General features: G+C 70.2%; 21 protein-coding genes and 2 pseudogenes. 5 read left to right on the forward strand and 18 right to left on the reverse strand.

Features of this window, described 5'->3' with window-relative positions; translation table 11 throughout:
- Positions 1 to 334: 334 nt before the first annotated feature.
- Positions 335 to 499, forward strand: a pseudogene (locus tag AC07F3_RS35025) (IS110 family transposase); the annotation flags it as partial.
- A 30-nt stretch (positions 500 to 529) separates the two neighbouring features.
- Here AC07F3_RS35025 and AC07F3_RS35030 read toward each other — a convergent pair.
- The 14 genes and pseudogenes from AC07F3_RS35030 to AC07F3_RS35095 all read right to left on the reverse strand — a co-directional run.
- Positions 530 to 742 (reverse strand): annotated as a pseudogene (locus AC07F3_RS35030) (IS701 family transposase); the annotation flags it as partial.
- Between the two features lie 137 nt (positions 743 to 879).
- Positions 880 to 2,121, reverse strand: coding sequence for an MFS transporter (locus AC07F3_RS35035; RefSeq protein ID WP_479118686.1), 1,242 nt, complete (start codon positions 2,119 to 2,121; stop codon positions 880 to 882).
- Between the two features lie 126 nt (positions 2,122 to 2,247).
- Positions 2,248 to 3,360: a GNAT family N-acetyltransferase gene (locus AC07F3_RS35040; protein WP_479118687.1), complete on the reverse strand. Its 1,113-nt coding sequence runs from the start codon at positions 3,358 to 3,360 to the stop codon at positions 2,248 to 2,250.
- 136 nt (positions 3,361 to 3,496) lie between these two features.
- Positions 3,497 to 4,195 carry an aspartyl/asparaginyl beta-hydroxylase domain-containing protein gene (locus AC07F3_RS35045; protein ID WP_479118689.1) on the reverse strand — a complete coding sequence of 233 codons (699 nt, stop codon included), beginning with the start codon at positions 4,193 to 4,195 and terminating at the stop codon, positions 3,497 to 3,499.
- On the reverse strand, positions 4,192 to 5,526 hold the full coding sequence (locus AC07F3_RS35050; protein WP_479118691.1) for an ATP-grasp domain-containing protein: 1,335 nt from the start codon (positions 5,524 to 5,526) through the stop codon (positions 4,192 to 4,194). Before AC07F3_RS35050 ends, AC07F3_RS35045 begins: the two co-directional genes overlap by 4 nt.
- On the reverse strand, positions 5,523 to 6,797 hold the full coding sequence (locus AC07F3_RS35055) for an ATP-grasp domain-containing protein (RefSeq protein WP_479118693.1): 1,275 nt from the start codon (positions 6,795 to 6,797) through the stop codon (positions 5,523 to 5,525). The genes AC07F3_RS35050 and AC07F3_RS35055 overlap by 4 nt, the downstream gene beginning before the upstream one ends.
- A gap of 37 nt (positions 6,798 to 6,834) precedes the next feature.
- Entirely contained in the window at positions 6,835 to 7,608 is a 774-nt protein-coding gene (locus AC07F3_RS35060; protein WP_479118695.1) for an SDR family NAD(P)-dependent oxidoreductase, read from the reverse strand.
- Positions 7,609 to 7,619: 11 nt separating this feature from the next.
- Positions 7,620 to 8,381 (reverse strand): SDR family oxidoreductase, encoded by a 762-nt coding sequence (locus AC07F3_RS35065; protein WP_479118696.1) that lies wholly within the window; start codon positions 8,379 to 8,381, stop codon positions 7,620 to 7,622.
- A 78-nt stretch (positions 8,382 to 8,459) separates the two neighbouring features.
- Positions 8,460 to 12,752: an amino acid adenylation domain-containing protein gene (locus tag AC07F3_RS35070; RefSeq protein ID WP_479118698.1), complete on the reverse strand. Its 4,293-nt coding sequence runs from the start codon at positions 12,750 to 12,752 to the stop codon at positions 8,460 to 8,462.
- A gap of 56 nt (positions 12,753 to 12,808) precedes the next feature.
- A complete protein-coding gene (locus AC07F3_RS35075; protein ID WP_479118700.1) occupies positions 12,809 to 13,618 on the reverse strand; it encodes a 2OG-Fe(II)-dependent halogenase WelO5 family protein in 810 nt (269 codons plus the stop codon).
- A 267-nt stretch (positions 13,619 to 13,885) separates the two neighbouring features.
- Positions 13,886 to 14,653 (reverse strand): alpha/beta fold hydrolase, encoded by a 768-nt coding sequence (locus tag AC07F3_RS35080; RefSeq protein ID WP_479118701.1) that lies wholly within the window; start codon positions 14,651 to 14,653, stop codon positions 13,886 to 13,888.
- Positions 14,654 to 14,830: 177 nt separating this feature from the next.
- Positions 14,831 to 15,019, reverse strand: coding sequence for a hypothetical protein (locus tag AC07F3_RS35085; RefSeq protein WP_479118702.1), 189 nt, complete (start codon positions 15,017 to 15,019; stop codon positions 14,831 to 14,833).
- An 11-nt stretch (positions 15,020 to 15,030) separates the two neighbouring features.
- Complete coding sequence (locus AC07F3_RS35090) at positions 15,031 to 17,169, reverse strand: carbon starvation CstA family protein (RefSeq protein ID WP_479118703.1); 2,139 nt, start codon at positions 17,167 to 17,169, stop codon at positions 15,031 to 15,033.
- 5 nt (positions 17,170 to 17,174) lie between these two features.
- A complete protein-coding gene (locus AC07F3_RS35095; RefSeq protein WP_479118704.1) occupies positions 17,175 to 17,432 on the reverse strand; it encodes a hypothetical protein in 258 nt (85 codons plus the stop codon).
- Between the two features lie 398 nt (positions 17,433 to 17,830).
- On the opposite strand from AC07F3_RS35095, the gene AC07F3_RS35100 reads away from it, so the two are divergent.
- From AC07F3_RS35100 to AC07F3_RS35110, 3 genes are read left to right on the forward strand one after another with little or no spacing between them, the layout of a single operon-like run.
- Positions 17,831 to 19,339 carry a sodium:solute symporter family protein gene (locus AC07F3_RS35100; RefSeq protein WP_479118705.1) on the forward strand — a complete coding sequence of 503 codons (1,509 nt, stop codon included), beginning with the start codon at positions 17,831 to 17,833 and terminating at the stop codon, positions 19,337 to 19,339.
- Between the two features lie 16 nt (positions 19,340 to 19,355).
- Positions 19,356 to 19,973 (forward strand): RNA polymerase sigma factor, encoded by a 618-nt coding sequence (locus AC07F3_RS35105; RefSeq protein ID WP_479118707.1) that lies wholly within the window; start codon positions 19,356 to 19,358, stop codon positions 19,971 to 19,973.
- Positions 19,970 to 20,239 carry a hypothetical protein gene (locus AC07F3_RS35110; RefSeq protein WP_479118708.1) on the forward strand — a complete coding sequence of 90 codons (270 nt, stop codon included), beginning with the start codon at positions 19,970 to 19,972 and terminating at the stop codon, positions 20,237 to 20,239. Before AC07F3_RS35105 ends, AC07F3_RS35110 begins: the two co-directional genes overlap by 4 nt.
- Before the next feature lie 321 nt (positions 20,240 to 20,560).
- On the opposite strand, the gene AC07F3_RS35115 is transcribed toward AC07F3_RS35110, so the two are convergent.
- Together AC07F3_RS35115 and AC07F3_RS35120 are read right to left on the reverse strand one after the other, a co-directional pair.
- Positions 20,561 to 21,361 (reverse strand): MerR family transcriptional regulator, encoded by an 801-nt coding sequence (locus tag AC07F3_RS35115; protein WP_479118710.1) that lies wholly within the window; start codon positions 21,359 to 21,361, stop codon positions 20,561 to 20,563.
- Positions 21,362 to 21,975: 614 nt separating this feature from the next.
- Entirely contained in the window at positions 21,976 to 22,539 is a 564-nt protein-coding gene (locus tag AC07F3_RS35120; protein ID WP_479118712.1) for a YbaK/EbsC family protein, read from the reverse strand.
- 550 nt (positions 22,540 to 23,089) lie between these two features.
- Here AC07F3_RS35120 and AC07F3_RS35125 point away from each other — a divergent pair.
- The gene (locus AC07F3_RS35125) at positions 23,090 to 23,701 is read left to right on the forward strand and encodes a dihydrofolate reductase family protein (protein ID WP_479118714.1); all 612 of its coding nucleotides are present in this window, start codon (positions 23,090 to 23,092) and stop codon (positions 23,699 to 23,701) included.
- 785 nt (positions 23,702 to 24,486) lie between these two features.
- Here the strand turns inward: AC07F3_RS35125 and AC07F3_RS35130 are convergent.
- Both AC07F3_RS35130 and AC07F3_RS35135 read right to left on the reverse strand, forming a co-directional pair.
- A complete protein-coding gene (locus AC07F3_RS35130; RefSeq protein ID WP_479118716.1) occupies positions 24,487 to 24,813 on the reverse strand; it encodes a hypothetical protein in 327 nt (108 codons plus the stop codon).
- A gap of 529 nt (positions 24,814 to 25,342) precedes the next feature.
- On the reverse strand, positions 25,343 to 25,810 hold the full coding sequence (locus AC07F3_RS35135; protein ID WP_479118717.1) for a MarR family transcriptional regulator: 468 nt from the start codon (positions 25,808 to 25,810) through the stop codon (positions 25,343 to 25,345).
- Positions 25,811 to 26,154: the final 344 nt, after the last annotated feature.

The raw sequence follows: 26,154 nt of genomic DNA on the forward strand, positions 1-26,154 counted from the left end.
CGCGGGTCACCCAAACCCTGGCATAAGTAAACGATCAAGGGAAAGCTGCACCGTTGAATCTCGGCCGAAACGGGCCACAGATCCCGAATAGTTCACACCGCCCATATAACGCAAAACCCCCATGCAGTAGCCGTAAGCTGCCGCCTCGGCAACTGGCAGCCGTACTCTGCGGCGACCGGACGGACCCGAGCTCGTGGAGTCGACTGAACTTCACGCCACACTGGGTACACACCGGCCGCTCCACCTCTGTCACCGGTAGTTCGTTGAGTTCGGAGGTAGAGGTGCAGTCCCGTGTCCGTGGCGACCTCGTCGAGGAGGGCCTGGAGCTCGACGGACGGGCCGCCGCGAGCACGGGGACTGGCACGCAGCCGCCCAGCACAACCTGTTCAACCGCATGCTCGGACAGCTCTTCCACTGCCTTCAAACCCGGCAGCACTTCGACGAGCAACATGCTGCCTTCACCTCCCCAACCTCCTCATCACCGACGGCCGCGGCTTGACTCCTTAAGCCCCTGAGATGTCTCTCTGCCCCGGTCGTCTGGGCAGGGGCCCGGTGCGGTGGTGTCCAGCGCCCTGGGTGGGGCGAGCCACTGGGCTCACCAGAACGAGAACTCGCAGTTGCCCAGGGTCTGGTGGCGTTTGATGGCGCGGGTGGAGCGGACCTGGAAGTCGGCCCAGCCGAGCTCGTCCTTGATCTGCTGGTAGCTCTGCTCGATCCACGGCCGCAGCCCGTAGAGGCGGATGAGGTCGGGGCGGGCGGCGGGTGGCTCTGATCACCCGGGTCCGGGGCCGACCCCCGAGAGCCGGAGGCTCGCCGTTATCATCCCAGGCGATCTCCCGCCCCGTGGCCGGACCGCGGCACCGGGTCGCGTGATCACCCTCATGCGGAAGCGTCCCGTGACGTTCCCGAGCCTCCCCCGGATACCGCCAACAGCGCCGCGACCACGCTGCCTGCGGCCAGCACCCACCACAGTGCGTCCGGTCGACTGGCCAGCAGCAGGGCTACGAGCAGGGGCGCCAGCGCGGTGGCGCCGCCGGCGAACAGTTGGTTGAAGGCCATGTACGAGCCGCGCTCGCGCTCGGGCGGGATGCCCGTCAGCATCAGCATCGCCGCCTGGGACACGGCCAGTTCACCCAGGGTGTACACGGTCATGCCGATGACCATGACCGCCACCCGCGCACCCTGGGTCAGCGGCGCCGCCAGCAGGGCCGCCGCGTACAGCACGACGTAAGAAAGTCCGCCCAGTGCCAGGACCCGGCGGTGCGAAAAACGTTCCAGGAAGCGGCTGAGCGGCAGTTGGAGGACGGTGAGCAGCGCGGTGTTGACCGCGAACAGCAGGCCGACGGTCCAGGGGGGCATGTGCAGTTCGCGCAGCACGAACACGGGCATGGCGCTCTCGACCGCCAGCATCGCCGTCAGCAGAAGCGCGTTGGCGCCGGCCACCCGCAGGAACGTCAGGTTGCGCCAGGGCCCGTCCGCGCCGCCGTGCAGTCGGCGGGGCGGGGCGGGTTCGGCCGGGCGACCGGGCGGAACGCCGAGGTAAAGCGTGGCGTTGAGCAGGAAGCCGGCCGCGTTGATGAGGCCGAGCAGGACGAAGCCGGACGCGGTGTCGACGACGAACAGGCTCGCCAGGAGCGCGCCGCCACCGATGCCCGCGTTGAAGGAGACCCGGACGAGGGCCAACCAGCGCCCGCTCTGTCCGGGCGGTGCGAGACGGATCGCGAGGACGGGGCTGGCGGCCTGCTCCGCGCGGTTGCCGAGGGCGAGCAGCAGCGTGCACACCATCAGAGGGACCAGGCCCCGGAAGGAGACCACGCCGACGAAGCACAGCATGCGCACTCCGGCGGCGGCGATGAGCACGGGTTTCGGGCCGATGCGGTCCACCAGGCGGCCCACCGCGAAGAGGACCGGGAGCACGCAGAGCGCGGTGACGGTCAGGACGAGGCCGACGGAGCGCAAGGACTGACCGGACAGTTCGGTGAAGAACAGCAGCGAGAAGGGGTAGAAGAAGCCGGTTCCCAGGGCCTTGACGAGTTCGGACAGTCCGAACCACACGACGCCCGGCCCGCGCGGCAGCATCGGGGCCGCGGGCGCGGTGTCCTTCACTGCGGTGGATGTCATGGCGGTGCGACCCTTCGGTGGGCGGTGAGCGGTGGACGGTGGGCGAGGAGAGGCGAGTGTTACTGCGGCGGGGCCGGTCCGGAGGGCTGGTGCCCGGCATCTCCCGGCGCCGTCACGCGGCCCGGGTCACAGGCGCAGGAGGTGGCAGCGTTGCTCGGTCGCGACGCAGCCCCGGGACCGCTTGGCCTGCTCGCTGCCGAGGCCGTAGTGCAGGGTGCGGATCCCGGCCGCGGCGGCCTCCTCGACGAGCCGGTAGTAGAGGACTTCGAAGTACAGGGCGAGCCCGGTGCGTTCCTGGTAGGCGTAGTCGTAGCCGGTCTGGCGCGCGTACCAGTGCTCGCCGTGGCGCAGGATCAGCCCGAAGCCGCGCACCTCTCCCTCCGCCTCGGCGACCACGGCGAAGGCGTCGTCACCGAAGACGTCCCGGACCTGGCGGATCTGCGTCAGTACCTGGTCGGGGCGGATGTCGATGCCGTACTTGGCGAGCAGTCCCGACTCCAGCCCGGCGCACCGGCCGAGGTCGGCCTCGGACAGTGACTGGAGCCGGACTCGCAGGCCGGACTCGCGGATGCGGCGCCGTTCGGAGGCGATGGAAACCCGGCGCTTGCGGGGAAGAGCCGCCAGGTAGGCGTCGAAGCCGCCGGCGTCGGGGACCTCCAGCGTGCTGTAGCGGCCGGTGGTGTACGAGGAGTAACCGCGGTCGGAGAGTACGCGGGTGAGTGTGACGTCCCGCTGGTCGAGGTACAGGAAGCACACCGAGGCAAGCCCGGCGTCGCGGGCGAGTGCCTCGGCCGCGACGACCAGGGACTCCACCTCGGCGTGGGTCGCGTCGGCGGAGCACAGCACCCTGGTACTGCCAACGTGGCGCCCTCCGGCGACGAGCGCGGGCATCAGCGCCTGCGACGGGTCGGCGCCGAGCGACGCGAACAGGCGTTGCGCACCGGGCAGTTCGGCGTCGGCGCTGTTGCGCAGGACGACGTCGGGACGGCCGAGCGCCCACGGCACGGAGGTGGTGGCCGTGGCGGTGGCCAGGCCCGCCACGGGCCGACCGCCGCGTTCGATCCACAGGTAGGTCATGGGCACCCCCGCGGTGGCTTCGACGACGTCGAGCCAGCGGCAGGTGAGGAACACGTCGTACGGCCCGGCCAGGGCGTCCCATCCCTCGCGCGGCAGGTCCGCGGCGCGGTCGACGGCCAGGACCCCCTCGGGCAGTTGTACGGTCGTCGTCTTGGTGGGCACAGGTGGGAGTCCTTCCCGGGTGGCCGCGCGGGCCGGGGCGGGGGGCGCCGGGGGCCGGGGGTGCAGGCCCCCAGCGCCGGCAGAGGGGTCGGGCGGGTTGCGGGTCGAGTTGCGGAAGCGGTGTCGACCCGGCGGCTCAGTGCATGACGTCGTACTTGGACGCCTCCACGAACTGCGGCGCGAACTTGCGCTTCTGCCACAGGCAGTAGCGGTTGAGCAGTCCGGCGAGCGGGCCCATGGGCCGGCGGAAGTCGATGATCACCACGACCCGCGGCTGTTCGCTCTCGTTGATCACCTCGTGCTCCAGGGAGACGTCGAGGACGACGCCCTCGCCTTCCTTCCACTGGTAGTACTCGTCCGCGAGGCGAATGCGCGGCGGGTTGTCCGTGGGCACCTGGATGCCCAGGTGGTAGCGGAGGATTCCGGCATACGGGTCCTGGTGCGCGGGCAGCGTGACGCCGGGTTCCAGGATGGAGACGAACGCGTTGACGACGTTCGGCGTGGACTGGGCGAAGGACAGCAGCGTCGGGAGGTCCTTCTTCGCCAGTTCATTGGTGTTGCCGAACATGTACGCGTAGTACAGCCGCCACTCCTGCGAAACCTGGGCCGCCCGGGCCGGGTCGAAAGTACCGTAGGTGGGGATCTCGCGGGCGGCGAGCAGCGCGTCGACCTCCGCCTTGAGTTCGGGGAACTTCCGCTCCAGCTCCCACACTTCGGGGAAGACCGCGTGTGCGGGAATGATGCGGCGGCGGTTGCGGCCGCCCGACTTGCGCAGAAAGACCCAGTTGAACAGGTCACGCAGACGCGGGTTGTTGAGGTAGGGGGAGCTGTTCAAGAGGTGACTCCTGTGGTGTCAGATATGGGGAGAGGCGACGGCGACCCGTCGTCGGCGCCGGGGTGTCCGACGCGCCGCATCGCGCCTCGGCACGCCTGCCAAAGGCTTGTTCGGCCGTCCGGCTCCTCGAACGTGAGGCGCAGGGGGGCCAGGGCCCGGTCGATCGTGTCGAGCATCGCGGCGTGGCTCGGCGCGGTGCCGCGCAGGACGTCGAGGAAGAAGGACGTGGACTGGGCGGGAAGGGCCTCGCCCTCGTGCAGCCGCTGGATGCGGCCCACGATCCCCGGCTGCGCGAGCAGCGCGTCCACGCCGTCGATGCGCCGCAGCACTCCGCCGGGCAGCGGAGAGAGACCGAAGTACTGGAACTCAACGGTGCGGGCGGCCGTGCCGGGCAGTTCGACGGGCAGTCCGCACGCGACGCGGATGCCCAGTTCGTGCAGGTCGGTCCCGAGCGCGCGCTGGTACATGTCGGCGACGAAGCCGCCGAGGCGGCCATTCACCTCGATGATGCGCGGGCCCTGCGGCGTCAGCTTGATCTCGGTGTGCACCAGGCCCTGGCGGATGCCGAGCGCGAGCGCCGCGTCCCCGGCCAGTCTCGCCACCCGCGTGCTCTCCTCTGGGTCCAGGTGCGAGGGCACGAAGCCGCCGTGCTCGCGAAAGGGCGGCATCAGCGGGAATTTGCCGGTCACACCGATGGTGTGGGCCGTGCCTTCGACGACGAGGGACTCCACGGACACGTAATCGCCGAAGTCGCCCTCATCACGTCCGCACAGGAACTCCTCGACGACGAAGGGCCGTTCGACGCTCGGCGCCACATCGGCGGGGAAGTCGGCGGCGCCGCGCACCAGGTGGGTGTCGATGCTGCTCTGCCCTCGCACCGGTTTGACGACGACCGGCCCCGGCCGCCGCTCCATCAGGGCGAGTGCCTCGGCACGGCTGGTGACGGGCACCGACCACACGGCGTCCACGCCTCGCTCGGCGAGCCGGCGACGCTGGGCGCCCTTGTCGGTGAGCCGGGCCGCCGTTCCACGGTCGTGGTAGGGCAGGTCCAGCCGGTGCGCGAGGTCGGCGGTGAAGCGCAGCAGGCCTTCGCTGAAGGCGGTCACACCCGCGATGTCGTACCGGCGCAGGCGCTCGACGAGCGGGCCGACGTCGTGCTCGTCGCTCTCGTGGACCGGTCCGAAGCCCTCGTATTCGGCGCGCTCATCGGCGCCCAGTGCGCCGCTGAAGGCGACGAACACCGGGGCAAGGCCGCAGCGCCGGGCCGCGTCGCCGATGTCGGACGGCCGGACGCCGGACTTGGGGAAGACCGGGACGACGACGTTGCTCATTGCTCACCCGCACTCGTGTCACGGAGCCGGTAGACCCGGTCCTTGATGTCCTCGATCCGCGCGCAGTCGCGGTCGATGGCGTCCATGGAGGTTCCGGCCATGAAGATCCGCATCGTGCTGGAGTACAGGTCCACGGTGGGGCGCAGCACGCCCCCAGGCTCGATCTTCAGATCGAGGCGCGTCACCGTCTCCAGGGCCGCGATCTCGTCCACGGCCTGTTCGTCGACGCTCTCCACCACGCCCGACAAGGTGGTGGCGGTGGTGCAGCACACGGCTTCGCTGAGCTTGTCGTAGCTGCGGCCCGCGTAACCGCGCACGAACTGGGCCGGCGCCAGGTAGGCCAGGGCCGTGAGGTTCGCCTGGTTGCCTCCGGCGCAGATGGTGTGGAATCCGGGATGCATGTTGCCCGCGATGCGGGTGCCGACCTCGACGAGAGCTGGGCCCGTCGGGGTGACGATGACCTCGGCGTGGGTCGGGCCGAAGTGCACGCCGAGGGCGCCCAAGGCCCGCTCCACGTAGGCGATCAGCTCCGGCGCCGGGCCCTCGTCGGGCGCCAGCAGGCGTTCGCGGTCGTAGATGTTGCGGCCGGAGGGCAGCAGGCGCTTCTGGTATTCCCACACGCCGCACACATAGCGCCGACGGCCGTAGGAGACCATGTCGACCACGTACTCGGTGCCGTGCAGGAAGGACTGGACGAGGACCTCGGCGTTGGTGTCACCGTAGATCGTTGGCGTGCCCAGGATCTCCTCCGCGGCACGGCGCACCTCCCCCTCGTCGGCGCAGATGAACACCCCGTCCCCGGCAGCCGAGTTGAGAGGCTTGACGACCACGGGAAAGTCGGCGAGGTCGCGCGCCCAGGACACAAGCGCGTCGAGGTCGCGGCCCTTCGTCTGCTCGGCCCGATGCAGGCCTGCGATCCGCAGGGCCTCCCCCATGAAGTACTTGTCGCGGCGGGCGGCGGACAGGGCGGTGCCGTTGGTGGGCAGTCCCAGCCGCTCGGAGAGCAGGTCGGCGAGGACGACACCGGGTTCCTGCCCGGCGAGCACGGCCACCGGCGCGAACTCGGCCAGCCGAAGGAGGGTCTTCTCCAGGTCGGTGTGGACCAGGGCTGCCGTGTAGACGCTCAAGTCGGGTGCGGGCATCGACGGCATGAGCTCGGGGGTGCTCTGGACGTGCACCAGATCCGCGCCCAGGGCGGCGAACTCAGGGGGAAGGTACTTTCCCGAGGTGTACGCGTCGACCAGCACGACGACCGGTCTGTTCCGGGACAACGGAGCTCCTCACAAAGGGGGTTGGGGGCACTGCGGGTCAGGTGACGGAAAACCCGCCGTCGACGAAGAGGGTCTGTCCGGTCACGTACGCCGAGGCGTCACCGGCCAGGAAGACGGCGGCGCCGGTGAAGTCGTCCAGCACGCCGTTGCGGCCGGCCATGGTGCGACGCGCCATCGCCTCGGTGCGCACCGGGTCGCGGAAGACCGCCTCGTTGAGCGGGGTGTGCACGAACCCTGGGGCGATGGCGTTCGCGCACACCCCGCGCGCCGACCAGGCCTCGGCCTGAGAGCGGGTGAGCGCGGTGAGAGCCGCCTTGGACACGCCGTAGGCTCCGCTGTCGCCGAAGGCCCGCACGGACTGTTGGGAGGCGATGTTGATGATGCGCCCCCAGCCGCGTGCGGCCATGCCGGGCCCGAACCGCTGACCGAGGACGAACGGCGCGTCGAGGTTGGTGCGCAGCGTGCGGTCCCACTCCTCCTCGGTGAGTTCCTCCAGTGGCGGACGGAGGTTCACACCGGCCGAGTTGACGAGGATGTCGACGGTCGGGTGGCGCTCCTCGATCGCGTCGGCCAGCCGGTGCACCGCCGCGCGGTCGCCGAGGTCGGCACCGAGCCAGGACACGGCGCCGCCCCCCGTCGGCATCCGCGCGGCGGCCTCCTTCAGCGGTGCGGTGCGCCGGGCGACGAGCACCACATCGGCTCCGGCCCCGCACAGGGCGCGGGCGATGGACTCGCCGATGCCCGAGCTGCCGCCGGTGACCACGGCCGTGCGTCCACGCAGGCCGAACAGATGGGTGAGGAATGTGCTCACCGCGTGCCCCCTCAGGCCTTCTGACGGGTCGGGCGGAGCCTGATGTCGTCCAGGTGCACATGGGCGGGGCGGCCCACGACGAACGCGACGACCTCGGCGACGTCCTCGGGCACCAGCAGCGGCCCGTTCTCCCGCGCGACCGCCTCGAACCAGGCCCTGTCGTACCCGGCGGCGTCCTGGAAGCCGGAGCGCACGAACCCGGGCTCGATCAGAGTGACCCGAACGGTGTGGGCGCACAGTTCCTGGCGCAGCGCCTCCACGAGGGAGTGGACGGCGAACTTGGTGGCGCCGTACACCGGGTTGGCGGCGGACACCTGGCGTCCGACGGTGGACCCGATGACGACGATGTCCCGGACCGTGGCGCCACCGTCGATCTCGGCCTGCTTCTTGAACTCCGCTCCCACGGCGCGCAGTTGACGCATCACGGCGAGGAGATTGGCTTCGAGGAGTTCCTGCCAGCGGTCGGCGTCGGAGCCCAGGAGCGTGCCGGGCAGGCCGCGTCCCGCGGAGGCGACGAAAATGTCCGCCGGCGCGCCCCACTCGCGTTCGGCCGCCGCGAGGAGTTCCTCGGTGTGGGCGGGCCGGGTCATGTCGCCCGGATGGGGCAGCACGGCGCCGGGGCCGCCCGCGACCTCGTCGCGTACGGCGCCGAGCCGGCCGGTGTCGCGGCCTGCGGCCACCACACGGGCGCCCCCGCGGGCGAAGGTGGTGGCCACCGCGCGGCCGATCCCCGAGGAGGCCCCGGTGACGACGGCGATCCGTCCCTGTGTCATGTCAACCCCTGCTTTTCTTGCGGTACTTGTCATTGCGTGCGTACTGCTGGCATTGCTCGGCCGGTTGGACCGGCGCGCTCAGGCGGGCACGACCATCGGGATCTGCCCCTGCTCCACGAGCCCGCCAAGGTGGGCGCGCAGCCAGTCCCGGTCCAGCGGGGCGAACTCGACCCCGAGTTCGGCGAGCAGACCGCGGGTGCGGGTGTGGTCGTAGCGGACGTTGCGCTCGGGGCGTACGGCCCAGAAGTGCGCGAGGGCGATCTGCTCGTCGCCGTCGCCCAGGTGGCGGGCGAACAGCGGCCCGAACTCGGTCGCCTCGTCCCGTTCCAGCGGGCAGCCGAGATCACGGAGGGCGGCGAACACTTCCTCGTAGGTCACCTCGTGGTGGGTGTCGACGTGGAAGGTCCCGCCGCGTACCCGGGGACTGCGGGAGATCTCCAGAATGCCTTCGGCGACGGTGTCCACCGGGCTCAGGGCCAGCGTGCGCGCACCCAGGTCGGGCACCCGGCCCAGGCGTACGCACGCGCGCAGCAACTGCACCAGCCGGTTGTCCCCCGCGTTGCGCTGGAATCGTCCCGTGCGCGAGTGGCCGGAGACATTGCCGGACCGATAGACGAAGCCGCCACCGCCGCGGGCCGCGAAGTCGTGGACGAGGCGTTCGGCGTCGTATTTGCTGCGCTCGTACTCGTTCAGGAACCGCTGGCCTATGTTCAGGCTGTCCTCGCAGAACACGGTCGGTTCGCCCTCGGGGGCGCTGCCGCAGACCGCGAGGGTGGACGCGTAGTGCAGGTCCTTGGGGCGCCCCTCGGCTGCAAACCGGATCAGGGCGCGCACGGGCTCGGTGTTCTGCCGGTCGAAGGAGGCGCGGTCGCCGAACAGGCGGGTGTCGCTGGCCAGATGGTAGACGGCCTCCACCTCGCGCGACAGCCTCGCGTACGCGGCGGGGTCCAGGCCGAAACCGGGCTCGGCCAGGTCGGCGGCGTACACGGTGACACGGCCCGCGTTCGCCTCCAGGTCCTCGCCCGGCCAGTACCAGGCGTACGTCTCGCGCAGCCGCTCCCGGGCGGAGCGGGCGTGCGCCCCCCGCACCAGGCAGTGCACATGGCCGTCGGTGCGGGTCAGCAGCAGGCGCAGCAGATGGGCGCCGATGAAGCCGGTGGCGCCGGTGAGCAGGACGGAACCGCGGGCGCGGGTGGCTCGTGCCGGTGGCTCACAGCGCAGAGCGAGCGGGACCTGTGCGAGCAGCCCGGTGCTGGAGCCATCCTCCACGACGAACTGACCCTCACTGTGCGGGAGTTCGGCCAGGGCGAGCACATGGGCGCGGGTCGATTCGGCGAGTGCGCGCATCCGTGCCGGGTCGCGTCGGCCGCGCGCGTAGGAGAGGTCGGCGACGAGCTGGCCGTCATGGATACGGGCCGTCAGCTTGAGTCCGTACCCGCGCTCGTTCGCGGCGCCCCGCACCGGGCCGACGGCGTACCGCGAGAGCGCGGGGCGCAGGTCGTCACCGTAGGGGAGGGCGAAGCCGCCCAGGTAGTTGAAGCACACGTCGGCGCGTCGCGGCTGGGTGTGCAGGCCGTAAGCCACGCCGAGGTGCGGCACCTCGTCGAGGGCGGCGCTCACCGCCTTGGCGGTGGCCGGGGTGTCGCCCTCGACCACCGCGAGGCGCAGCGGATAGGTGGAGGTGAACCAGCCGACGGCGCGGGACACGTCGAGGGTCTCGTCGAAGGTGGCGCGACCGTGGCTCTCGACATCCACGAGGAGTTCCACGCGGTCTTCGGCCGCGGCCAGGGCCTGGGCGAACGCGGCGAGCAGCGCGGCGTGCGGCGGAGTGCCGCCGCGCGCGGCGCCGGAGCGGGAGAGCGCGTCGGTCTCTGCCCGGCTCAGACGGAACCAGACGGCCTGCGCGTCGCCCTCCAGGTCACCGCGGTCCCGGGGCACGGGCGCGTACCGCTCGACGTCGTCCCAGTGGGCGAGGTCGGCGTGCAGAGCGGGGGCGTGCCCGGCCAGGTGGGTGGCCCATGCGCCGAAGCCGGTGGTGCCCGCCGCGGTGGCCGGGACCTCGCCGCGCAGCCGTTGGGTGTAGCAGCGGCTGAGGTCGTTGACGACGATGCGCCAGGACACGGCGTCCACGCACAGGTGGTGGCAGAGCAGGAGGAGGTGGGCGCGGGTCGCGCCCTGGAACAGGTGGGCTTTGAAGACGGCGCCGGTCGCCAGGGAGATCTCGGCCTGCCGCTCGGCGGCGGTCCGCCGGATGTGACGCTGGACGGCATCCTCGCCTACGGGCAGCGCGGAGGTGGTGCAGGTGTGCGGGGCGGGGACGACTTCGCGGCGCCGTCCGCCCCCGGTGCCGGTGAACGCGGTGTGCAGCAAGGGGTGCAGTGCGACGACATCGTCGACGGCGGCCGCCAGGACGTCGGCCCGTACGCCGGCGTCGATGTCGAGCAGGAGCGCCTGGTTCCATTGGTCGGGCTCGGCAAAGTCCTGCCGGAAGAACCAGTGTTGGGCCGGCGAGAGCGCACGGTCGTCGTCGCGCGGACCGGACGCTCCGGGGCCGGGGCGCTGCTCGCTCGCCGCGCCCGCCGTGATGCGCGCGGCCAGGGCGGAGGCCGTCGGCTCGGCCAGGAACGCGGCGGCCGACACCTGGTGGCCGCGGGCCTGAAGGTCGGCGATGACCTGGATCGCGTCGATGGAACTGCCGCCCACCAGGCGGAAATCGTCGTACGGGCCGAACGCTCCGTGCCCAAGGTGGCGTCGCCAGACGGCCAACACCTCGGCGAGGACGGGATCGTCGACGTCGTGGCCGCGGGCCGCGCCTGTGGTGCGGCGGGCGAGCCGCTCCTGGACGAGGGAGCGCAGCGCGCGCTGATCGGTCTTGCCGTTGGCATTGCGCGGGAAGTCGTCGAAGACCTCGACGCGTTCGGGGACCATGTACGCGGGCAGGCAGCGGCGCGCGGCCTCGCGCAGGCCCGCGGGCTCGGCCTCGGCGTCCCGGACGACGACCGCGGCCACGAGGGTGGGACGGCCGGCCGGGAAGTGCAGGGCCACCGCCTCGGCGACCGACGGCAGGCGGCGCAGGCCCGCTTCGACGTGCCCGAGCTCCACGCGGTAGCCGCCGACCTTGACCTGCCGGTCGCCGCGTCCCAGGAACTCAAGGACGCCGTCGGCATCGGCACGCACTGTGTCGCCGGTGCGGTAGGCGCGTCCGGCCCCCGGGAACGCGGCATCGACGTCGTCGGTGTACGCGGCGGCCGTGGCCTGTGCGTCGCCCCGGTAGCCGGGGGTGACGGAGGGTCCGGTGACGTACAACTCGCCGGTGGCATCGCGTTCGTGGTAGCGGCCGTCGGGGGTGCGGACGAACAGCCGGGTGTGGCCGAAGGCGGTGCCCACGGGCACCGAGTCGATGGCGCCGGCCCGCTCGAGTTCCGCCTCGTCGCGCAGGACCTGCGCCGCGACGCCGACCGTGGCTTCGGTGGGTCCGTAGTGGTTGACCAGGCTCCGGGTGACGCCGGAGCGGAGCACCCGGCGGGCCAGCGGGACACTGAGCAGTTCGCCGCCGAGAAGCAGGTGGCGCAGCGCCGGTCGGGCGCCCGCGTCGTGTCCGAAGGCCGGGAAGAGGACGCCCCAGTGCGAGGGGGTGGTCTTGACGACGTCGACGCGCTCGGTGTGCAGATAGCGCATCAGGCCCAGGGGGTCGCGGCGGGTCGCGTCCTCGACCAGGTGCAGGGTGCCCCCGGTCCACAGCGCCAGGAACAGACAGGTGTTGCCGAGGTCGGCGGCGAGAGTGGTCACATGGGCGTAGTGCAGCGGTTGCGTGATGTCGAGGCGATCGAGCAGCGCCTCGGTGTAGTGCCGCAGGTTGGCGTGGGTGACCTGGACACCCTTGGGGACGCCGGTCGAGCCCGAGGTGTAGAGGACGTACGCGATGTCCCCGGGCGAGGGGTCGGCGAGCGGCGCCCGGACGGGGGCGCCGCCGTCGGTGGGGACCTCGGGATCCTCCGGTACCTCCGAAATGTCGAGGACCCGAAGTCCGGCCCGGCGCAGGTCGTGCGTGTAGGACCGGGAGGTGACCACGAGGTCGGGGGTTGCCGTGGCGAGACGCCCGGCCCCTTCCGCCACCGGGTCGGTGGGTTCGACGACCGTGTACGCCGCGCCACTGGCCAGGATGGCGAGCAGGGCGACCACCGCGTCAGGGGTGCGGTCGAGATGGATGCCCACGAGACAGCCGCGGGCGATGCCCCGGGCGCGCAGCCGATGAGTCAGCCGGGACACCCGGTCGTCGAGCTCGGCGTAGGTCAGGCGGTCCTGACCCACGGCGACGGCCGTTCGGTTCGGGTGAGTCGTCGCGTGCGTGCGCACCAGCGCCGGGAGCATGCCGTAGTCCTTAGCGAGTGGGCGGATCGGTCGAAGCGGGGGTCGGACGGGCCGGATCAGCTCCAGAGGGCGAGCGGCTCCTGCGGGCCCTTGGTGGCGATGAACGCGGCGGCGCCGACCCGGTGCTTGCCCGCACCGGAGGTGACGGCGTGCAGCATGCGGGGGCTGAAGATGATGAGGTCGCCCGCCTCGGGGTGGATGACGTGGACGGGCTCCTCGACGCTGTCCGGCTCAAGGCCCTCGACGTCGAGGATGGTGCGGGTCTCGTCCTCGGTGGGCTCGCGCAGCCACAGGTGCAGATCGCCGCCCTCCTCCGGGACCTGGAGGTAGATGTTGGCGACCAGCTGGTTGAGCACGCCCTCGATCTCGGGGGCGTCCGTCTCCTGGTCGATCGCGTCGTTGTGCGGGTAGAACTCGGAGGTCGAGGGCTGGAAGACGCGGAACGCACCGACGAAGCAGGCTCGGCCGCGCAGCCGCATCAGGTTGGCGCCGGCGGGCCAGAGCTCCTGCAGCTCCAGGCGGACGCGGTCCACCGGCGACAGGTAGGGGTGGAACATGGAGCGCACGTCCTGGATGGCCGGAAGGGCCTGGTCGTGGTACTGGTTCGTGAGTTCCGCGTCCCACTTGGTGTCGATGTGCGGCATGTAGACGCGGCCGACGCTGCTGGTGTGCTGCTTGTGGTAGTTGCCGAGGGCCTGGTGGTTGATGGCCTTCTGGGCGACCTCCGCGGCGATGTCGACCGGGTAGTAGCCCTTGACGTGGATGGCGCCGATCTCGCGGTTGGCGAGCTTCAGCAGCGTCTCGGCGGTCAGTTCGGTGGCGATCTCGTTCGTCAACGAACGGACGACATGCGTGGTAACGCTCACGAAGAAGCTCCTCGGGTTGAGAGTTGGCAGGAGCGCTCGATCCGGGCTCACTGCCGCGCGGCGGGCCCCGTGGGCCCGCTCGGCGCTCATTACTTTCGAGAGGTGGAATCAGATGTCCACCGACCGGAAATCTAGGCGGACTTCCGGCCATCCGTCAAGAGGAATTCCGATCGGTCAACCCCGCTTTCCCGCAGGGGAATTCCGGGGTCGCCGAACAGAGCCTCCCCTAAAAGGGGAAGGCTGAATTATCCGGCTGTGCGGGAGCGATCAGGCGCTGAGCGGCTCGGGTCGGGACTGCCACAGTCTCGTCAGGGCCTCGTTGAACGGGGCCCCGAGCGTCTGGACGACGTGCCCCGCCCCGGCCAGCACCAGATGCTCGGCGCCGATGGCCCGGGCGAGGGCCGCACCGGCCGACTGGAAAAGGTCGCGATGGCCGCCGGACACCACGAGCCGGGGAAATGGCGCGTGGCGCAGCACCGCCAGCGGAAGTTCCGCCTCCCATGGGCTCTTTCCGCGCATCTGCGTCACCACGGCTCTGCGCATTCTCGGCGGAAGTGTCGCGGGCATGGCCTGAGCCACGGAATTCGATGCCGTTCCGATCAGGACAAGATATTCCTCCAGAAATGACTCCGGCGAATGACACCGCTCGGTGATCTCCGCATAACGACGCACGAACGCACGGGCGTCGGGTCTTTCCCGTACGAGGGCGAGGACGAGGGGCTCGACCACGGTCAGCGAACGCACCCGGCCCGGGTGATGTCCGGCCGCGATCAGTGCGGCCACCGCCCCGAAGGAGTGGCCCACCAGGTGCGCCCCCTCCTCCAGGGCCTGGGCGACGTCGTGCGCGTCGACCAGGAAGTCCTGCCCCGCGACGGACGGACTGCCGCCATAGCCTCGCCGGTTGACCAGGCGCAGTGAGTAGCGTCCGGCCAGCCCCTCCTGCGCGGCCCATGCCGTACGCGCGCTGAGCACGTCACCGTGGACGAGCACCACCGGCGGGCCCTCGCCCGACCTCAGCACTTCCACCGGTCGCACCACATCTCCTCCTGGTCCGCTCCGTGGTCGGCGAAAGCCCCTGCGGCCTTCCCCCACTGGTCAGTTGCGCGAGAGGGGCGCCGGGTTTACGCCGGACGGCGAAAACCCGGCGTGACCTGGATCACGCTTCGGAGCCGCCGGTCCGGCGACGGTCACCCGTGGTGGCGCGCATCGCGATCAGCAGCACCGGCTGGTGACCTGCTCGGCACGCCGGGTGTGGTCGCGCCACAGGGCCCTGCGTTGCCGTGCCGTGAGCCGGCCGTCGGGGGTCGTGGCCGCGTACGCCCGGCACACGCGGCGGAACTCGGCCTGTCCCGACGCCTCGTCCAGGTAGCGCGCGGCGCACGTCCAGATTCCGCGCGCCAACAGCCATGTCCTCAACCGGCGTTGGCCGCGAACGCCCGCGGCTCCGCGGCCGGCTCGGGGCGCGGCCGGTGCGGGGTCTCGGAGGTGGGCAACGGTGCGTGCGCGCGCAGGGCCTTGACCCACACGCGGACGACATCGGCCATGACGACGAGTACGAGCAGCGCGAAGACGGCGGCCAGGACGCCGTCCACGGTCGAGTTGGTGACGATCTGGCGCATGTCCTCGCCGGTACGCGCGGGCGCGAGCACGTTGCCGCTCGCCAGGGCGTCGGTGTACCGCTCGCGCTGGGCGAAGAAGCCGACGCGCGGATCCGGCGAGAAGACCTTCTGCCAGCTCGCGGTGAGGGTGACGGCGACGTCCCAGAGCAGCGGCAGACCGGTGACCCAGGCCCAGCGCAGGCGCCCCTGTTTGATGAGAACGGTGGTACACAGGGCGAGGGCGAGCGCGGCGAGCAGTTGGTTGGCGATGCCGAACAGCGGGAAGAGCTGGTTGATCCCGCCCAGCGGGTCGGTGACGCCGATCAGCAGGAAGTAACCCCAGCCGGCCACCATCAGCGCGCTGCACAGCCAGATGCCCGGCTTCCAACTGACGTCGCGCAGCGGCTTCCACACGTTGCCGAGCGCGTCCTGGAGCATGAACCGGCCTACCCGGGTTCCCGCGTCGACGGTGGTGAGGATGAACAGCGCCTCGAACATGATCGCGAAGTGGTACCAGAAGGCCCGGACGGACTCGCCTTCGAACGCCTCGGAGAGCACCTGGGAGAGGCCGAGGGCGAAGGTGGGGGCGCCGCCGGTGCGGGCCTGCACCGACTCCTCGCCGACCGCCGCGGCCACCTGGTGCAGATCGGCGGGGCTGAGGGTGAAGCCGAGGTGGCGCACCGCCTCGGCGGCGGTCTCGGCGGTCGGTCCGAGCAGCCCGGCCGGGGAGTTGACGGCGTAGTAGAGGCCGGGCTCCAGCACGCACGCCGCGATCAGCGCCATCACGGCGACGAACGACTCGGTCAGCATGCCGCCGTACCCGATCATGCGGATGTGGGACTCCCGCTGGATCAGTTTGGGTGTGGTGCCCGAGGAGATGAGGGCGTGGAAGCCAGACAGCGCACCGCAGGCGACGGTGATGAACAGGAACGGGAAGAGGCTGCCGGAGAACACCGGCCCCGCTCCGGTGGATGCGAAGCGACTGACGGCGTGCGTCTTCATGGCGGGCATGGCGACGAGGATCGCCACGGCCATCAGGGTGATCACACCGACCTTCATGAACGTGGACAGATAGTCGCGCGGGGCGAGCAGCAGCCACACCGGCAGGACGCTCGCCACGAATCCGTACCCGACCAGCAGCCACACCAGGGTGGTCGGCGCCAGGGTGAACGCCCGTGCCCAGGCGGGCGATTCGGCTACCGCGTTGCCGCCGACGACCGCGAGCAGCAGCAGTACCGCCCCGATGACGCTGGTCTCGAGCACCCGGCCGGGTCGCACCAGCCGCAGCCACAGGCCCATGAAGAGGGCAATGGGGACGGTCATCGCGATGGAGAAGGTCCCCCACGGCGATCCGGCCAGGGCGTTGACGACGACCAGCGCCAGCACGGCGAGCAGGATGACCATGATGGCGAGCACGGCCAGGATGGCGGCGGCCCCGCCGACGGGGCCGATCTCGTCGCGCGCCATCTGCCCCAGGCTGCGCCCGTCACGGCGAGTGGACAGGAACAGCGTCACCATGTCCTGCACGGCCCCGGCGAAGACCGCGCCGACGACGATCCACAGCACGCCGGGCAGATAGCCCATCTGGGCCGCGAGTACCGGTCCGACGAGCGGCCCCGCCCCCGCGATCGCGGCGAAGTGGTGGCCGAAGAGCACGCCCTTGCCGGTGGGCACGAAGTCCACGCCGTCCTCGAGGCGTTCGGCCGGGGTCGTGCGGGTGTCGTCGGTGCGCAGCACACGGCGGGTGATCCAGCGTGCGTAGAAGCGGTAGGCGACGGCGTAGGAGCACAGGGCGGCGACCAGCAGCCACAGGGCGCTGATCTCCTCGCCGCGGGACAGGGCGAGTACGGCCCAGGCGGCGGTGGCCGCGAGGGTCACGGCGACCCAGACGGCCACGCGGGGCGCGCGGTTGCCCGGTGGGCGCGCGAGGCCCCGGTCGGATTGTTTCTCCATGGGAATCACCTTTCAGCGGCGCACCGTCGGCGGCCGTCACGGGTCTTGCTCAGATGCCGGAACAGTGCGGCGAGGGCCACGCTCAGCAGGCAGATCGTGAAGTGCAGGAGGTAGAAGAGCGGGATACCGAACAGCCGCGGCCGGTCGGGCGGGACGGCGACCGTGGCCGCCGCGGCGGCCACGGGGACGAGCAGGAGCACTCCCCCGGCCGTGCGCCACGCTGTGGGGGATCTGCCGCCCGCCGGGTCGTCTTCCGCAGACACAACCGCACCTTTCCTCGCCACGGGCCGGCGGCGCTGGCCCGTGCATGTCGATTCGGACGTGCCCCCGCGGTCATCGACCTGCAGGCGATGGGGGACGGGGGCGTGGGAGGCCGCCAAGAGACGGTCGGCACCGCGCGACACGCGGCGGACTCCCGCGAGCGGGACGGCGAGCCGTAACTTCGCCGCCTGCTCCGGATGTTGGTTGCGCGACCGGCCCGAGGGGTTTACATCGCACCGGCCAACACCCCAGTGGCGTGGGTCACACGGCCGTCGGCGTTTCCTTGACGCTCTTCCCGGAGCCGACCTAAAGTGCCGTCCAGCGGAAATAATATTCCGCTATATGGAATTTGATGCTGCGGGGGGACGCTATCAATCAGGCTGTCGGAGCGTGCTTCACGGTGGTCGTCGGCGTCGCGCTGCTGGCCGGAGTCCGCAGACCATCCCACGACGAACTCCCCCACCCCGCCCGCTGGGCCCTGGGCGGGCGCGGGCTGGGGACCACCGCGACCTGCCTCCTGCTCGGGGGCACCGTCTACACCTCGTACACCTACATCGCCGTACCCGGCCTGGTCTTCGGCACCGGCGGACTCGCCCTGTACGCCCTCGTGTACACGATGATGCTGTCGCCGCTGATCATGATCCTGCTGCCCCGGCTGCGTGATGTGGCCGCCCGGCACGACCTGGTCACGGTCGCCGACTACGTACGCGCCCGGCACGGCTCGCATCCGCTCGCCCTCGCCACCGCGCTCACCGGCATCCTCGCCACGATGCCGTACCTCGGTCTCCAGGTCGTCGGCCTGACCGCCGTCCTCAAAGCCATGGGCCTCACCCCCACGGGCGTGGCCGGCTGCGCCGTACTCACCCTGCTCTTCCTGCTGTTCGCCCTGGTCACCCACCCCGGAGGCCTGCGCGCCTGCGCCCGCGTCTCCTTTGTCAAAGCCGGGCTCATCGGCGCCGCGGTCATCGTCCTTCTCGCCCTAGCGCTGCACCGACTCGGCCCGCCCGGCCAGGTCTTCACACTGGCCGCGCTGCGCGGGAAGGCCTCGGGACAGCCGTTCGGCGTCCCCATGCAGGGATTCAGCGCGTACGCCACCCTGGCCGTCGGGTCCGCCCTCGCCCAGCTCATGTACCCCCAGGTCCTCGTCGCCGCCATGGCCAGCCGTTCCAAACACACGCTGCGCGCCGCCACCACCTACCTGCCCGCCTGGAGCATGACCCTCGGACTCTGGGCGTTCCTCGGCGTCGCGGCGCTCGCCGCCAAAGTGCAGACCCAGGCCGGCCACGGTGAGCTCGCCGTACCCATGCTCATCGGCCAACTCGCCCCCCACTGGCTCGCGGGGCTGTTGTTCGGCGCCATCGCCGTAGCCGGGCTGCTGCCCGCCGTCCTGATGGCGATGAGCATGGCCATGCTGTTCGTGCGCAATGTCTACGTCGAATACCTCAACCCGACCGCCACCCCCAAGCACGAGGTCCGCGCCGCCCGCGGACCCGTCCTCGTCATCATGGCCGGAGCCGTCGCCTTCGCCCTCCTCATGAAGCCCCAGGACGCTGTCAACCTCCATCTCCTCGGCGGAGTTTGGATCCTCCAACTCCTGCCCACCGTCGCCCTGTCCCTGTTCACCCGCTTCTTCCACCGGCGCGCCCTGTTCCTCGGCTGGGCCACCGGCATGGTCGCCGGTACCGCCTTTCTGGGCCTCGGCCGTTTCTCCTCCGTCGTCGATGTCGGCATCGGAGCACTGCACGCCCCGGTCTACGTCGCCGTGACCGCTCTGGCCCTGAACCTCGCCGTCGCGTCAGTGCTCACCCCCGTCCTCGACGCGCTCAAGGTCCCGCGGGGCACGGACGTCACCGCCGACGGCGCGGCCTGGGAACGCCGCGGCTCCAAATACGCCTTCGTCGTCGAATGATTGAGGAACCTCTCGCGTGAACCCCCTCCTCCCACGGCCTGGCGCCCTCCGCCCCCGCCCGGCCGAACCCACCCTGCCCGACCGGATACCGACCGGCGCCCCGGCCGCCCCCAAGGACAGCACCCTCGACCTGCGCGACGCCGACCGGGAAGTCGCCATCGCCCAACTCTTCGACGAGCACTACGCCCGGCTGCTGCGCCTGGCGGTGCTGCTCGGCGCCGAACAGGACGCCGAGGACATCGTGTCGGAGGCCTTCTACCAACTGCACTGCCGCTGGGCGAAGCTCAAGACGCCCGAGGCCGCCGCCGGTTACCTGCGCTCCATCGTCTGCAATCTGAGCCGGATGCGGATCCGCCGCATCAAAGTAGTGCGCCGCCACACCTACGCCGAGCGCGACGGCCTCGTCCGCTCCGCCGAGCAGCAGGTGCTGCTCGACGACGACCAGCGTGCCCTGGTCGCCGCGCTGCGCACCCTGTCCTCCCGCCAGCGGCAGGCACTCGTGTTGAAATACTGGCTCGACCTCAAGGAGACGGAGATCGCCGAGACGATGCGGATCTCCCCCGGAGCGGTCAAGTCGCATACGGCACGGGGCATGGCGAAACTGACGAGCGTGATGAAGGAGCAATCCCGGTGAGCATGAAAACGGAAGAGGTGCTCCGATCCGTCCTCAGCGACCTGGCCGCGTCCGTGCCCGACGGCACCGCCACGTCGTACCGCAAGGAGCAGGCCAGGTGGCGGCGGCGCGAGTACCGCCGACGGTGCGTGGTCGCCGCCCTGGTCCTGCTCATCGTCGCCGTGGTCTGCGCGATCGGTTTGATGACACTCGCCGACGCCTCGCCGGACACACACGTCATCTTCAACAACCAGGGCGGGCCGGTGGTGCCGCAGGCCAGGCCATGACCGACGGCGCCACTCGATGGCACCGCGTAAGCCCGCCCCTCGACCGTCCGGAGGACCTGCCCCCCGACAGAATGTCCCTCAACTCCCGCTGCCACGGGGGCTTTTCAGATACCCCTGAGGAAGTCGCGAACCGCCCTGGCGAAGCCCTCGGGGTCGGCCTGTGGGACGAAGTGGTGGGTGTCGAGGGGGTGACAGGTCGTGGCGGGACGTCGGGAGCACATGGCCCGGGCCCTTCGGCGGGCAGCACCTGACTGTACAGACCGTGGACCACGAGTGCCAGGCAGTCAGTGGCGGGCCACTGGCACCCCCTCCCCCACCAAATCAGCCGAGCGGACTGTGGAAGTACCAGAGGTGGCCTTCCAGGTCGCGGGCACCGTATTCGCGTACGCCGTAGGGCTGGTCCGTCGGCGCGTTGAGGATGTCGGCCCCGTGCTGCACGGCGTGGGCGTGGTGGGCGTCGGCATCATCGACGGCTATGACAACCATGCTGCTCACACCGCCGAGTTCGCGGGGTGAGTGGTGGCCGTCACCGCTGGGATGCAGCCAGATCGCCTGGTCCCCCGCAAACAACTCGCCGTGCACGGCCCGCCCGTCGCGGCCGAGTTCCAGCGGCCCTGCGGTCAGTCCGAATGTGCCGATCAGGTACGCGTGTGCGTCGCTGAGGTTCTCGTAGACCAGCAGCGTCGTGGTGCTGCGTATCGGGCTGTCGAGCATCGTCATCTCCTCCATGATGGTGAACAGGTGCTCGGGTGTGGCTGCGCCGGTGCGGGCGATCTCTCGGTTGATGGCTCGCAGATGTGTGCTCAGCCGTGCGGCGGCAGCGAGGTCCCGGTCGGTCTCCGCGGCGTGACGGGCCACCATGGACGCGAGATCCCAGTCCGGGTCGTCAAGGAGCGAGCGGATTTCGGCCAGGGTGAACCGAAGACGGCGCAGCGCGAGGATGCGGTAGAGCCTGACCACGTTGGCGTGGTCATAGAGGCGGCGTCCGCCGACGGTCTGGGCCGAGGGATGCAGCAGGCCGGTCTGGTCGTAGTGGCGCAGGGTTCGGACGGTCACGCCGGTCAGGTCGGCCAGTTGACCGACCCGCCATGCGGTTCCCCCGTCGGGCTGTCTGTGTTCCACGCCATCGACTGTAGAAGGTGACGTCGGGGCGCATTCAAGTCCAACGTGGCTCCGCCGTGGACTGGGCGTAGTGCCCCCTCAAGATCCATCACGAGCCGCCGGAAGTCCCTGCGCACCGTGACGCCGGGTTCAACGACACGATCTTCCACCGCGCCCCTCCCCGGCTTCCTGAAGGAGGGCAGCCGCTTCACGTCCTCGCTGCCGCTGTGATCTCTCGTGCGCAGGGCGCGCAGCGCGAACCAGCGCCTGAAGCGGAGCTGTAGCTGAGCGTCATTCCTGGAGCAGGCGGCGGAGCGGCGTCGCCACAATGGCCACACGCCTAGCGTCTGGGGCGAGCCTCTCGCCCGTGCCCATCCTCCCGCGCGCCAGGCCACCCGCTCGGCACGGCGCAAGATCCCGGAACCAACTCCCGGACAGGGCAGCCTTCCGCTGCGGGGTACGCCGCTTGTCCGACCACAGTGCTGGGCGCACGGACAAGGCCTCGCCCCCCAGGCACGCCATGGCGGCGTTGCTCGTTCTGAGAAAGGGTCACGCGGCCGAAATGGGGGTCGAACATGATCTGACGCCCGGCGGCCGTGAGCAGGGAGAGGTGGCGAGCCCGTCGGCGGGGTGCGTCAGAGGGCCAGGCTCTGGAGGACTTCCACTCTGGGGAGTTGTGCCAAGGCCCAGCCGGGGGCGATCAGCTTGCCGCGGCGCCGGCCGCTGCCGACCAGGACGAACGGAGTGTCCACCACCGCCGCGTCGACGAGCAGCGGCCAGGATGGCGGCAGGCCGATGGGGGTGATGCCGCCGTATTCCATTCCGCTCTGGTTGACAGCGGCCTCCATCGGCGCGAACGATGCCTTGCGCGCACCGAGGTGCTTGCGCACGGTGTTGTTCACATCGGCGCGGGCGTCGGCGAGGACGAGGCACGCGGCGAGCGTGGTGTCGCCACCGCGCTTGGCGGCCACCACGACACAGTTTGCGGAGGCATCGAGCGGGACGTCGTACGCCTCGGCAAAGACCGCGGTGTCGGCCTTGGCGGGATCAGTGTCCACGTAAAGGACTGCCCGGGCCGCCTCTTGGTCGCCCCAGTTGGTGAGAGCGCCCGCCACCGGCGAGGCGAGGTCGTCGAGGACGTCCAGCGCGAGATGGGCAACGCCGAAGTTACCCAAGGGAGCAGCGACAGAGGTAGCCATGGACCGACTCTAATACGGCATCCGGGCGCTTCCAGCACGGTCCTCCTGCCGTGGACAGCCCCACACGAACCCACAGGCGCATGGCGCTTGGCCCATGGGCGCCGACGGCGCGCGCCTGGGCCGGGGAACCGCTACGCCGTCGGACAGCGGGCACTGCGCACCACCCCCATGACCGCACAGCACCCCCGGCGTTGAACACACGCCGCCCTCGGGACCGGCCGGGCCATCGCAGTGGTCGCCCTCCCCGATCTGTTATCCCTCGCGCCGCCATTTCGGCCAGCTGTGTACCGCCGCCCAGCTCCACGGCAGCCAGGTGGCAGGCGCTCGCACCTTGCTACGGCCGTGGACTGGCGCAGGAGCCACCTGGCGTCCTGGGCTGCCGGGCGGCGCGGCACGCGCCGACGCAAGTGCTTCACAGCCTCGTGCGGCAGACGGCTTCAACTTCCCACGGGCGAGGAGAAGTTGGTCATGTGCGCAAACGCACTTCACGCGGCCGTCCCGCCACGCGAGAATTGCGGCGCAAACGCGAGGAGACGACGAGGAGGCCCCCGTGGGCACGGTGATCCTGCAGAGTGTGGTGTCGGTGGACGGATTCATCGCCGACACGAAGGGCGACGTGGGCCCCCTGCACGAGTGGTACTTCAGCGGCGACGTGCCGATCGTCCTCGGAAAGGGCGAGGAATTCGACCACTCCGGGACGGGAAGCGCGTTCAAGGTTTCTCGCGCCTCGGCGGACTACGTGCGGTCGACCTGGGAGTCGGTCGGCACCATCGTGATGGGCCGCAACCTGTTCGACCAGGTGAACGGCTGGGAGGGCAGGCCGCCTGCGGGCGACCACGTGGTCGTCGTGTCACACCGGCCCAAGCCAGAGGGCTGGCACCCCGAGGCGTCCTACCACTTCGTCGACGGTGTGACGGCCGCGATCGAGAGGGCACAGCAACTCGCCGGGGACCGGATCGTGGCGGTGAACGCCGGCAACGCGGGTGCCCAGATTCTCGAAGCGGGTCTCGTGGACGAGGTGGCGATGGACGTGGTCCCGGTGGTGTTCGGATCCGGCCTGCGCTTCTTCGGCACCATCGCCGAGCAGCATCTGCTGGAGGACCCCCACGTGGTGATCCAGGGCGACAGGGTGCTGCACCTGCGCTTCAAAGTACGACGCTAGCCGCCTTCCACCCCTGGGACCCCAACGGGCCACCGCTGCAAGGCCCGCCTGCCCGCTCGCGCCTCCGCATGCGATCCACCAACCGCGTCAGGACGCCCCGGTCTCGGAGCGGCCAACGCAACTGGCGGACGCTCACCAAACTCCGTTCGATCCCGCTCGCGCGACGCGTCTACTGCGCGTTCTGACGAACGTCGACGTCAATCGCTGACGCTGCTTGGACCACCTATACGTTTCGAACTTGCAGGGCGGGTATGGCCCTGCTGGCAGGTCTCAACGCGTGGCTTCGGTGGGTCTGGCGCTCGGTCCTGCGTGAGCTCGTCCGTGAGGGAATGATCAACACGCTAGGACGCTGGAAATGGACCCGCGAGTGCCGAACTCGTGCCCGGGCAAGCAAGTTGACCGGTGCCATGAAAGCGGGCCTTCAACGAGCAGAGAGCCGAAGTCGCCTGCCATGGGGGCGCTGGCGCTGGCCCGCGCTTGCTCCGACAGGCGACAGCGGGCGGCCCTCCTCACCCTCGGCGTACGCGTCAGGGCTGCTGATGTAAGGGGGCGGGCCAGGAGTTGTGATCTTTCGGAGAACCGGCATCGCTTTCCTTACAAGAGGCCCTTGTCGGGCATCGCCTTCCACGAGGAACCGAAGCACCATTTTCGATCGTCACAGAAGACCAGCCCGAGGAGTCGAGGGAGATCAGGAAGCGGGCATGTCTCCGCTCTGGGCCGGCTGCCATCACGTGATCTTCAGAGGCCGGCATACCCCTGATGATCATGTGATGGCCGTCCGAGCCTCACACGGTGGCCTGGTGCCGCAGGATGCGCTCGACATCCCACGCATGGTGGTGCCCGTCATGGGCGTTGTTGCGTGCGACATCCTCAGCACGCTGAGCTCCCCGGGTAGCATGCTGCAGCACGATTCCCTCTTCCAGCGCGGCAGTCACCGATGCAGCCCAGGCATCGACCGCGTGTTCCAGGGACCACAGCGCCGCGGCTGGAGCGATCGCATTGTAGTGGCGTGCCTGCGCGACAAGATCCGGGTCATAGCCGGGTACGTCAACCGCACCGGACAATCGGGCTCCGGCGAGCCGTTCAGCCCAGTTCCGCAGGTTGTCAGTCACGTGGCTGACGTACGCGGCGGGCGTCCACGACAGATCCGGGTGCCGTTCGTATCCCGTATGCCCCGCCACAAGCGCGCGGAAGCGAGCTGGCAGCCCCTCCACGGCCCGAATCGCTTCCCCCGGGGTCACCGACCACTCGAAGCCGCAACCATCACACGGATCCCCATACAGACTTGCGCCCCATCTCTCCATGGGCTTCAACCCTACCCAGGCACTCGAGCGCTCGGACCCCCACCCCGGAACTTGCCAGTTACCACCGGTCGAGATCACGAACTCGTACTGGAGTTTCGGCGCGCTTCTTCCTCGTACTGACCCGCCACAGTCCCCTCGTACCTCAATGTTGAGGGGCCAACAGCTCGCGCAGCTCGCCGCCCTCGGCGCCGACTGGGCACACACCCCGGCAAGCCATCCTTGACTGTCTCCTCAGCGACCGTCCTCGGCCCGGGTTACCGGGCCAAGGTCCCCCGGTGATCACCACTGTCGGACCCCGCCCTTGCTCCCCCTCCAGAGGCCTTCCGGAGGCACGCTCCTAGGCCAGAGTGCCGCCGGTGTTCCGGATCATCTGCTGAAGCACTTTCACCGTGGTGACGTAGTCGGCGTCATCGATGCCTTGATGAATGCCTGCTCGGATTGCCGGGGCGTGCTGCTTGAGACCGACACGAGCCTCCTCGCCCGGCTCGGTGATCCACAGCCGTCCCTCGGCATCGCGAGTGAGCCACCCGCGCGCCAGCAGGACCTCCGCCTCCGCCCTGAGGTCGTCTTCGGCCCTGATGTAAGAGCCCATGGCGTCCTGGAGCTCGGGGATGGTCATGCCGTGGCCGTCGGGAGAAAGATCGTCCTTCGAGAGGTTACGCAGAAGCCAGAACTGGGGCTGAGTGAAACCAAGTTCGGCCTGTTGGGCTCGGGTGAACGCGATGAGAGCCTCGTAGGCGACACCCGTCCAGTACGCAGCCGGCTGAGCGGCGAGTTCGGCATCGGAGATGTGCTGAGTCGTCATGTGCGTTGCCCCCTAGGAATGATCGCTGATACAAGAACCGTAGAACCTCAAGCCTGATTGAGGTCAAGATCGATCTCGGCATTCCCCTGCTGGCGACACCCCCCGACGACAGTCCCGGCCGGAGCACATGTTCAGACGATGGCCGCTCTGCCGTACGCCGATCACCGATCAAGCTCGAGGGCACACCAATTCGACCCCGGTCGTTAAAGATCAAGCTAAGCCTGCGGCTGTAAACGGCTGAAGGACGCGCGGGAGTGTCCAATAGACGGCGGATCCGATGATCAAGGAGACGCCTGATGAGTGAGACCATGACCGAGCACGGGGCCGTGGAGGAGCCGGTCGTC

The organism is Streptomyces sp. NPDC045846 (genome assembly GCF_056431605.1).